We start from the raw sequence: 8504 nt of genomic DNA on the forward strand, positions 1-8504 counted from the left end.
AGGCATTCTTACGGGATACAGGCATATTCTTTCGGGGATTCGTTCTGAAGTTACGGAAAAAGTTTTCAAATAGCAAAAAGGCAGCCCGCGGGCTGCCTTTTAATTTTTTAACCTCTTAGTACTGCTCCTGTCTGTTCTTCAAGAGCCTTAAGCACTTTATTGTGTGCTTTTGCAATATCTTCATCAGTCAAGGTTTTTTCTGGATCAAAATATTTCAATGAGAAGGCAATGGATTTCTTGCCCGGCTCCATTTTTTCACCTTCGTACAGGTCGAATACCTGAACTTCTTTTAACAGCGCTCCTCCTGCTTCAGTAATGACCTTCTTTAGGTCACCTGCAAAAGTTGCTTTTTCAACTACAAGGGCAATATCCCTCGAGATTGAAGGGAAGCGAGGAATTGCTGTGTATTGAAGCGGCGATGTTTCTGCCTGCAATAAGGCTTTAAGCGATAATTCGAATACGTATGTTTCTTTTAAATCCATTGTTTTCTGCATTGTTGGATGAACCTGGCCAATGAATCCAATGACCGTACCGTTCAATGTGATTTCAGCTGTACGTCCAGGGTGCATTCCTGCAAACTCTGCTTTCTGGAAGCCCAGTTGGCTTTCTAGTCCTAGTTTGGCAGCAAGACCTTCGACGATACCTTTAAGGACAAAGAAGTCGACGGGCTTCTTTTCACCCTGCCAAGGATGGCTTTCCCATAGTCCTGTAATTGCAGCTGCAAGGTGCTCACGCTCTTCAGGAAGTTCTTCATTGCTGTTCTTTAAGAATACTGCTCCTGTTTCATAAACAGCTACACTGTCATTTTGGCGTGCGATATTGTATTTAAGCACTTCAAGCAGCTGAGGAACGATGCTTAGGCGCAAAATGCTGCGGTCTTCACTCATCGGCATTGCTAATTTTACAGGTTCGCGTTCATCTAAAGCGTATTGCAGCGCTTTTTCTTCACTTGTAAGTGAGTAAGTAACCGCCTGGTAAAGACCTGCACCTTCCATGAAACGACGGACAACACGACGCTTTTTCTGATACTCAGAAAGGTGTCCTGGTGTTGATGATCCAATTGGAAGAGTTGTTTTCAGGTTATCATAGCCAAATAAGCGGCCTACCTCTTCAATCAAATCTTCTTCAATTGTGATATCGCCGCGGCGAGTCGGAACGGTTACGGAGATGGTATCATTATCTGCAGACGTTTCAAACTTCAGGCGGTTAAAAATATCCTCAACCTGCTTCATTTCAAGGTCTGTTCCCAAAACTTTGTTGATTTTTTCAAGAGTTGTTGACACAACCACAGGTTTGATCTCAAGTGCATTCGCTTCTACGATGCCTCCAAGGACTTCACCGCCAGCAAGCTGAATCATTAATTCAGCAGCACGTTCAGCAGCCGGGCGCACTCTTTGAGGATCAACACCTTTTTCATAGCGAGAACTTGCTTCACTTCTCAAGCCATGGTCCTTGGATGCTTTACGGATAACTCCACCAGTGAAATAAGCTGACTCAAGAAGAACTGTAGTCGTATCGCTTCCTACTTCTGAGTTCGCTCCGCCCATTACACCTGCAAGGGCCACAGGCTCTGTGCCATTGGTGATTACAAGGTGATCAGCCGTTAATGTGCGTTTCGTATCATCCAGCGTTTCAATCACTTCACCAGCCTTCGCGCGGCGGACAAGGATTTCTTTTGATCCAAGCTTGTCGTAGTCAAACGCGTGAAGCGGCTGGCCATATTCCAAAAGAATGAAGTTAGTGATATCAACGACATTATTATGCGGACGGATACCTGCAGCCATCAATCTAGTCTGCAGCCAAACCGGTGATGGACCAACCTTTACATTTTTAATGACCTTTGCAACATACAAAGGATTATCTTCCTTAGCTTCAACAGTTACATTAATATAGTCGCTTGCTTGTTCAGAAGAAGTTTCTGGCTGTGGAGTTGGCAGTTTAATTTCTTTTCCAAGAATGGCTCCTACTTCGTAAGCAACACCAATCATGCTCATTGCGTCAGCGCGGTTTGGAGTTAAACCTAGCTCAAGGATTTCATCGTCCCTGTTCAACACTGCAAGGGCATCCTGGCCGATTTCAGTATCCTGCGGAAAATTGTAAATACCTTCAGCATATTCCTTAGGTGCAAGCTTTGCTTCGACTCCAAGCTCAGCCAAAGAGCAGATCATCCCATTGGATTCTTCGCCGCGAAGTTTTGCTTTCTTGATTTTGAAGTTGCCAGGAAGAACTGCTCCTACCGTTGCAACTGCTACTTTTTGCCCTTTGCCAACGTTTGGTGCACCGCAAATGATTTGAACTGGTTCGCCATCGCCAAGGTCCACAAGAGTCTTGTTCAATTTTTCTGCATTCGGGTGTTTTTCACATTCAAGAACGTGACCCACTACAACACCGCTCATGCCCTCATTTAACTTTTCTACGCCTTCAACCTCAATGCCGCTTTTTGTGATTTTTTCAGCAAGCTCATCCGCAGATACGCCAGCTAAATCAATATAATCCTGCAGCCATTTATATGATACCAACATGGTTTAATCCTCCTAATCCTTATTCTTCAACCGAAAATTGCTTTAAGAAGCGGACATCATTTGTGTAGAAGTGACGGATGTCGTCCACTCCATATTTAAGCATTGCGATACGCTCTGGTCCCATACCGAATGCGAAGCCTGTATATTTCTTTGAATCGTAACCAGCCATTTCAAGAACGTTCGGATGAACCATTCCCGCTCCAAGGATTTCAATCCAGCCCGTACCTTTACATACGTTACAGCCTGAACCTCCGCAGATTTTGCAGGAAATATCCATTTCTACTGATGGCTCAGTGAACGGGAAGAAGCTCGGACGCAAACGAATTTCACGGTCTTCACCGAACATTTTCTTTGCGAAAACTTCCAAAGTGCCTTTAAGGTCGCTCATTCGTACGTTTTCATCCACAACCAATCCTTCAATTTGCATGAACTGGTGTGAGTGTGTGGCATCATCGTTATCACGACGGTATACCTTGCCAGGGCAGATGATTTTAACTGGACCTTTGCCCTGGTGCTTTTCCATCGTTCTTGCCTGAACTGGAGAAGTGTGAGTACGCATTAAGATTTCTTCGGTAATATAGAAGGAATCCTGCATGTCACGCGCTGGGTGTCCCTTTGGCAGGTTCAGCGCTTCAAAGTTATAGTAATCTTTTTCAACTTCAGGGCCTTCTTCAACTGTATAGCCCATTCCAATGAACAGGTCTTCGATTTCTTCGATAATGCTTGTTAGCGGGTGATGGCTGCCTGTCTTCACAGGTCTTCCAGGAAGTGTTACATCAATTTGTTCTGCTGCCAATTGTTTTGCAACAGCTGCTTCTTCAAGCTCCTGCTGCTTCACTTCAATCTGTCCGGAAATTGCATCGCGGACTTCATTTGCAAGAGCACCCATCATTGGTCTTTCTTCAGCGGATAATTTGCCCATCCCTTTTAATACTTCAGTAATTGGACCCTTTTTCCCAAGATAGGAAACGCGAATATCATTCAATTCTTTAAGGTCAGCTGCTGCAGCTACTTTTTCAAGTGCTTCAGCCTGCAGTTCTTTTAAACGTTCCTGCATTTTAAATCCTCCTTCATTTCATACATTCTTTTTTGAACACAAAAAGACCTCATCCCAGATAAAGGGACGAGGTCTTGGTTATCGCGGTACCACCCTTTTTAACAGGCAATACGATTATGTATTACTTGTTCGCTTCATTAAGATAACGGCTTGTGCCGATGCATCTTTACACTCATTCAGAGTGGTCCCGATGCCAACTCAGGAGGTGAACTTCGCTTGCCTGTTCCATAAAAATGCTCCCAATCACCGGCATTTTCTCCCTGGATGGCCATCATCAAGCTACTTTTCTCCGTCATCGTTTTTGAAATATTATTTTGCTGTTTATTATAGTATAAACTGCGCGCAGTATCAAATGGTTTTGAAAAAAATTGCGCCTATTTTGCCGTTTGTAAATAATATAGCAGGATCCCTGCGGCCACTGCTACATTCAAGGATTCACTTTTCCCAAGAATCGGGATATACAGATTTTGCGTTGTTTTTGCCAGCAGCTCCTTGTTTACCCCGCTACCCTCATTCCCAACGAGCAGAGCGAATGATTCATTGCAGGCTGCCTCAGTAAAAACAGAACCGTTTTCAAGTGCTGTTCCGTATACAGGAATATTTTCTGTTGTAAGCCGATCAATCCACTCATCTAGATTGCCGTTAAGTACTGGCAAATGAAAATGGCTGCCCTGCGCAGAGCGCAGCACCTTAGGATTGTAAATATCGACACTGCCTTTTCCAACAATAACTGCATCAATACCAGCTGCATCCGCTGTTCTGATCATCGTTCCAAGGTTTCCTGGATCCTGAACAGAATCAATCAGCAAATACGTTTTCCCGTTCTCCAGAGTCTGTCTAGGCTGCATGCAAACGGCAAAAATGCCTTGTGTTGTTTCCGTCTCAGCAAGCTGCCTGCTAATTTCTTCCGTCACGACTGTGACAGGGATTGCGCCATAATCCCAGCTTGGCGGCATTTCCGTTTTTTCACTCAGGATGATTTCTTCAACATACTCTTTTTGTTTAATGGCTTCTTCAACTAAATGGAAGCCTTCAATCAGAAATGTTCGAGACTTATCCCGTTCCTTGCGCGTCTGTAATTTTTTCCATTGTTTAACTTGGGGATTTTTATCAGATTGAATGTACTTCACTCTGGCTCTCCTTTAATATGGCTTGTTCAATTTTACTATTATATCTCAAATTCGATACATAATAAAACCAAAATGGTGAATTCTATAATCAATGTTGGAATTTGAAAGGAGTATGAGTGAACAATGAACTTAAACCTTAGAAATGCCGTTATTTCAAATGTTTCTGGAAATACACAGGATGAGCTTAAGGATACAATTATTGATGCTATTGAAGCTGGTGAGGAAAAGATGCTGCCAGGACTCGGAGTACTATTCGAAGTAATCTGGCAAAACGCTTCTGAAGAAGAAAAGCAGGAAATGCTGGATGCGCTTGAGTCTGGCTTGAAAAGAAAATAATTACAACGAAAGAACTCCTTAATTTCCAGGAGTTCTTTTTTTTGGACCAAGAAAAAAGGAAGGCTGCAGCCCTCCTTCTGTTTAACTTATTCAAAAGTTAGTTGATCAACCGTTTCTTTATCAAGACGTTTGATTACTTCAACAATCAATTTAACAGCATTTTCATAGTCATCACGATGCAGCATTGCAGCATGTGAGTGGATATAACGCGTCGCAATTGTGATGGACAATGCAGGAACTCCACGGTGCGTCATGTGGATGGCACCTGAATCTGTACCGCCGCCAGCGACTGCATCGAACTGATATGGAATATTAAGTTCGTCTGCCAAGTCTGTAACAAAGTCACGAAGGCCTTTGTGTGAAACCATGGAAGCATCATAAATGATGATTTGCGGTCCATCGCCCATTTTGCTCAGTGCTTCTTTTTCAGTAACGCCTGGTGTGTCTCCGGCAATTCCTACATCAACTCCGAAACCGATATCTGGCTCGATCAGCTGCGCAGAAGTTTTAGCCCCGCGAAGACCTACTTCTTCTTGTACAGTACCCACTCCGTAAACTACGTTTGGATGTTCCTGGCCTTTAAGCTGCTTTAGGACATCGATTGCAATCGCACAGCCAATGCGGTTATCCCATGCTTTTGCAAGCAGCATTTTTTCATTGTTCATCACTGTGAATTCGAAGTAAGGAACAATCATGTCTCCTGGAACGACTCCCCATTCCTTCGCTTCATCACGGCTTGATGCGCCGATGTCGATAAACATATCTTTAATATCAACAGGTTTTTTTCGTGCTTCAGCAGGAAGGATGTGAGGCGGTTTTGAACCGATCACCCCAGTGATTTCCCCTTTGCGTGTAACAATTGTCACACGCTGAGCCAGCATGACCTGTGACCACCAGCCGCCAACTGGCTGAAAACGAATGAAGCCCTTGTCATCAATGTTTGTTACCATGAAGCCGACTTCATCAAGGTGACCTGCAACCATAATCTTAGGTCCGTTTTCGTTACCGACCTTCTTTGCGATCAAGCTGCCCAGACCATCTGTTGTTACTTCATCAGCAAATGGAGTTATGTATCTTTTCATTACTTCCCTTGGCTCACGCTCATTGCCGGGAATGCCTTTGGCATCAGTTAAATCTTTTAACATCGTAAGTGTTTCATCTAATTTAGCCATTATTTCGACTCCCTTAATATGTAGTTTCGAATCCTATTATACTAAAATCGCAGGTCATTGTACAAAAAATTCTGCTAATATCCTTTGAGTTGCCTATCATAATTTACTTCATTTTTCTGAATATATGCCTGTTCGATTTGATTCTCTCCCAGTCCAAGCAGCTCAGCAAGCTTCATATAGCCCTCAAATAAATGAATGAAGTTCTCTCTTGAGCGGGTTTTTCTGAATTCCTGGACCCTTTCATACACTTCAATGAACTGGATGCTCACGTTCGCCCCATCACTTATCGCTGGAAAAACCGAGCGAATGTCGTCAAAACCGCACTCAATGCCAAGTGAAAGGATGAAATGGACTCCATCGACGAACTCCTCTAAAATAATTTCTTTTTCAGATGAAGGCTTAACACTCCAAAACTTGAAGCAGCGGGTTTCATTAGCGAGCTCCCCTATTTCTACAAGAAGGGCGAGGACTTTTCTGTCGAATAAGTCTTCCTCCTCCAAGCCATGCAGTGATTCAATATGACTGTCGAGTTCTTTTTGCATCTTAAAAAGCTTTTCAGTATTCATTATGATCTCCTTGTATTTGTTAGCATTAAATCCTCATCAATTTAGATAAATATAATGATTTCCTTAAAAAAGTATAAAACAATTGAAAAATTGATGAAACTATTTAGTATCTCATCCGTAAATAAGGAAAGTTAGCATTGGAGGGGCAGACCATGATCCTGCTTTTACGACTTATCATATTGCTTTTATTCATTTTTCTAATATACAGCGCGGTGAAATATTTATTCCACCCAAAGCGAAAACTGGAACTTGCCCATGAGCAAAAACGATTTTATTTCCTCGATGACCAGGACAATGTACGCAAGAACTTCTTGTTGACTTACAAGGGGGTTTTATTTGAAGGGGAAAAATATCTTGGCACCACTCAATCCGCTTTTGAAGTTGTTTCCATCTTCATTTGGCCCAAAAAAACTTCTGCTCTGAAGGGACTTGTTCTTGAAGATTTCCAATTCATTGAACGAAAAGTCCGTGAAAGCTACCCTGTTGCCAAAATCGACTGGAAAAGTCCGATCAAGGAATTTATGGCAAATCATGATCGGGATGATGAATCTTAAATTGCAAAAGCGTCCGGACAATGTCCAGACGCTTTTTTTACGCAGATGGTTCGAAAAATTCACGCCACTTAATGAAGGCTATTTTTTCCCTCAGCAGATACGTAAATACTAAAATTACAGCTGTAAGGAAGACTCCTGTAATTACACTAATATGACCAATGTATTCGCCAAACACGGTATAGAAAATCACAAAAGGAATATTCGCATAAAGGCTGGCCTTCATAAAAACTTTAAAGCTGTTATTGCGTTTATAGAGGCAAAAGGTGAGCAATTGATAATGAATAATCGGAAGCAATCTGAGAAGCGAGACCTGTGCAACAGTAAAATCTCTGTACCGTCCAACCAGCCGGTTTTTAAGTTTGCTAAGTTTGATAGTCATGACCGGTGCCTGTTTCATTAATGTGTAAAATAAGATACTTGCGCCGGTAAGACCTATCAAAGAATATAGGATTCCTGGTATTATTCCAAAAGCAGGCCACCTGCAATGCACACCACTGCTGGCGGAATAAATAAAAATTGGCGAAATACGTGAAACAAGATAAAGGTAGCAGGAGCATACCAGCTCCCTGACTCAAAAACAATCAGCAGCAAGGACCAGACGTCTTCCAAATATGTCACCTGCCTAAAAGTCATTCTAGGATGCTATTAAAACATATAGAAGTGCCCAGGCTGTTATGCTAAAAGCTTAAAAATATATACAAAAATACCTGCTTCAATGACAGCAAGCAGGGGAAGTCCATACTTGAATGGAGCATGCTTCGTTTTATGACGGTAATGCTTCATCCCAGCTGCTGCACCTATTGCTCCTCCGAAAATGGCAACATTCCATAAAGTACTTTCACTTATTCTATAAAGATTCTTTTTTGCGCGTTTCTTATCTGCGCCCATGATAAAAAAGCCAATTGCGTTCATAATAACGATGAGGCCAATGACCATCCATGTTAGTTCCAAACAATTCACGTCCCTTTAACTCAATCGAATTTTGTCTTTGGAGATGAAGAGCCTTGTTCCATTATATATCAAAAAAGTATACTAACGGGTTCTTTTTGTACCGCTAAACTACTAGTTCTTTGAGGTAATACCTAATTATCTTGAAGGAATTTATGACCGATCTTTGTGACTCTGGTATGTCGAGTGGTCGTTATTAGCCTTCTTATGACCATTCAG

The 8504-nt window shown here is 42.3% G+C and carries 10 protein-coding genes and 1 other annotated feature; of the genes, 2 read left to right on the forward strand and 8 right to left on the reverse strand.

Translation table 11 applies throughout. The features are described 5' to 3' along the window. Positions 1-107: 107 nt before the first annotated feature. The 3 genes from pheT to V7201_RS08775 all read right to left on the reverse strand — a co-directional run bounded on the left by pheT (position 108) and on the right by V7201_RS08775 (position 4709). Entirely contained in the window at positions 108-2522 is a 2415-nt protein-coding gene (gene pheT / locus V7201_RS08765) for a phenylalanine--tRNA ligase subunit beta (protein WP_335376395.1), read from the reverse strand. 19 nt (positions 2523-2541) lie between these two features. Further along, complete coding sequence (gene pheS / locus V7201_RS08770; protein ID WP_335376396.1) at positions 2542-3579, reverse strand: phenylalanine--tRNA ligase subunit alpha; 1038 nt, start codon at positions 3577-3579, stop codon at positions 2542-2544. Positions 3580-3638: 59 nt separating this feature from the next. Then, positions 3639-3884, reverse strand: a binding site (T-box leader). A gap of 69 nt (positions 3885-3953) precedes the next feature. Next, complete coding sequence (locus V7201_RS08775) at positions 3954-4709, reverse strand: TrmH family RNA methyltransferase (protein ID WP_335376397.1); 756 nt, start codon at positions 4707-4709, stop codon at positions 3954-3956. A gap of 123 nt (positions 4710-4832) precedes the next feature. Here V7201_RS08775 and sspI point away from each other — a divergent pair, with 123 nt between their 5' ends. Further along, positions 4833-5045: a small acid-soluble spore protein SspI gene (gene sspI, locus V7201_RS08780; protein ID WP_335376398.1), complete on the forward strand. Its 213-nt coding sequence runs from the start codon at positions 4833-4835 to the stop codon at positions 5043-5045. An 86-nt stretch (positions 5046-5131) separates the two neighbouring features. Here the strand turns inward: sspI and V7201_RS08785 are convergent, their stop codons facing one another. Further along, positions 5132-6217 (reverse strand): M42 family metallopeptidase, encoded by a 1086-nt coding sequence (locus V7201_RS08785; RefSeq protein WP_335376399.1) that lies wholly within the window; start codon positions 6215-6217, stop codon positions 5132-5134. A 74-nt stretch (positions 6218-6291) separates the two neighbouring features. After that, positions 6292-6783 (reverse strand): dUTP diphosphatase, encoded by a 492-nt coding sequence (locus V7201_RS08790; RefSeq protein WP_335376400.1) that lies wholly within the window; start codon positions 6781-6783, stop codon positions 6292-6294. Positions 6784-6935: 152 nt separating this feature from the next. On the opposite strand from V7201_RS08790, the gene V7201_RS08795 reads away from it, so the two are divergent. Further along, complete coding sequence (locus tag V7201_RS08795) at positions 6936-7337, forward strand: sigma-w pathway protein ysdB (RefSeq protein WP_335376401.1); 402 nt, start codon at positions 6936-6938, stop codon at positions 7335-7337. 37 nt (positions 7338-7374) lie between these two features. Here the strand turns inward: V7201_RS08795 and V7201_RS08800 are convergent, their stop codons facing one another. The 3 genes from V7201_RS08800 to V7201_RS08810 form a co-directional block, all read right to left on the reverse strand. Beyond that, positions 7375-7716, reverse strand: coding sequence for a hypothetical protein (locus tag V7201_RS08800; RefSeq protein ID WP_335376402.1), 342 nt, complete (start codon positions 7714-7716; stop codon positions 7375-7377). 80 nt (positions 7717-7796) lie between these two features. Further along, entirely contained in the window at positions 7797-7946 is a 150-nt protein-coding gene (locus V7201_RS08805) for a hypothetical protein (RefSeq protein ID WP_335376403.1), read from the reverse strand. A 63-nt stretch (positions 7947-8009) separates the two neighbouring features. Beyond that, on the reverse strand, positions 8010-8288 hold the full coding sequence (locus tag V7201_RS08810) for a DUF1294 domain-containing protein (protein ID WP_438825036.1): 279 nt from the start codon (positions 8286-8288) through the stop codon (positions 8010-8012). Positions 8289-8504: the final 216 nt, after the last annotated feature.

Source organism: Bacillus sp. JJ1122 (genome assembly GCF_036964885.1).
In the GTDB taxonomy this organism is placed as follows: domain Bacteria; phylum Bacillota; class Bacilli; order Bacillales; family Cytobacillaceae; genus Mesobacillus.

Excerpts from the sequence above, each read along its gene's own strand:
- pheT (WP_335376395.1), bottom strand. The coding sequence starts at position 2,522 with ATGTTGGTATCATATAAATGGCTGCAGGATTATATTGATTTAGCTGGC.
- pheS (WP_335376396.1), bottom strand. The coding sequence starts at position 3,579 with ATGCAGGAACGTTTAAAAGAACTGCAGGCTGAAGCACTTGAAAAAGTA.
- sspI (WP_335376398.1), top strand. The coding sequence starts at position 4,833 with ATGAACTTAAACCTTAGAAATGCCGTTATTTCAAATGTTTCTGGAAAT.
- V7201_RS08785 (WP_335376399.1), bottom strand. The coding sequence starts at position 6,217 with ATGGCTAAATTAGATGAAACACTTACGATGTTAAAAGATTTAACTGAT.
- V7201_RS08790 (WP_335376400.1), bottom strand. The coding sequence starts at position 6,783 with ATGAATACTGAAAAGCTTTTTAAGATGCAAAAAGAACTCGACAGTCAT.
- V7201_RS08795 (WP_335376401.1), top strand. The coding sequence starts at position 6,936 with ATGATCCTGCTTTTACGACTTATCATATTGCTTTTATTCATTTTTCTA.
- V7201_RS08800 (WP_335376402.1), bottom strand. The coding sequence starts at position 7,716 with ATGACTATCAAACTTAGCAAACTTAAAAACCGGCTGGTTGGACGGTAC.